The sequence below is a fragment of the Alcanivorax sp. HI0044 genome, assembly GCF_001634945.1.
The window spans coordinates 1-860 of record NZ_LWEZ01001912.1; the positions used below are offsets into that span (position 1 = coordinate 1).

1 protein-coding gene is annotated in these 860 nt (G+C 55.2%); it reads left to right on the top strand.

Annotation, left to right across the window (positions count from 1 at the left end; all coding sequences use genetic code 11):
• Positions 1–76 precede the first annotated feature (76 nt).
• A partial coding sequence (locus A3730_RS28490) for a DcaP family trimeric outer membrane transporter (protein ID WP_231884081.1) occupies positions 77–860 on the top strand: 784 nt, incomplete at its 3' end.

Here is an 860-nt window from a genome sequence, read left to right on the forward strand (position 1 = left end):
GTTGCAGCTCGGGGTGCTCAACAGTTCTGCCCGGGAATGGCGGCGATTAACAAAACAATGAACAGGGATGATGATCATGGGTACTCTCGCTTTCCGTCGTACCCTCGGTGCTGCGCTACTTCTCGCTCCTCTCACTTGCTTGGCGGATTCCTCTTTCGAAGTATACGGCTTCGGGATGGTGGATTATGTGCAGGGTTTCGATCGGGTAACTCCCGAATGGGAAGATACCTTGCGCCCCGGACGAATTCCTTATGACCAAGACACGGTAGGCAGTGATGGCCAAGCTGTCATTGGTGTCCGCCAGAGCCGTTTGGGTGTGAATGCCAGCACCATGGCCGGTGACAGTGAGCTGACAACCAAATTTGAATTTGACATGTTTGGCGTCGGTCCGGACGAAGGTCAGACAACGATTCGTTTGCGCCATGCCTACGGTGAATGGAAGTCCATCTTGGCGGGGCAGACTAATAGTGTGTTCATGGACGGTGATGTATTCCCCAATGTGATCGATTACTGGGGTCCGTCGGGCATGGTTTTCCTCCGTAATCCACAGATTCGCTGGACGCCGGTGAAGGGTGATTCTACCGTCGCGGTGGCCATCGAAAATCCGGGTAGTGGCGTGGATAGTGGCCTTGATCCTGGTACTGCCGGCGATGACGAATATCCGGATATCACTGCCCACTTCCGTCAGGTGGGAGACTGGGGTCACTTTCAGGTGGCCGGTATCCTGCGTCAGGTGGGTTACGACACGCCCGGTGGGCCGGATGGTAGCCCGGATGACAGTGAACTGGGCTGGGGTGTAAACCTGACATCCACAGTAAACATGTTTGAAAAGGATCGCATCATCCTGGGTGTGGTCCACG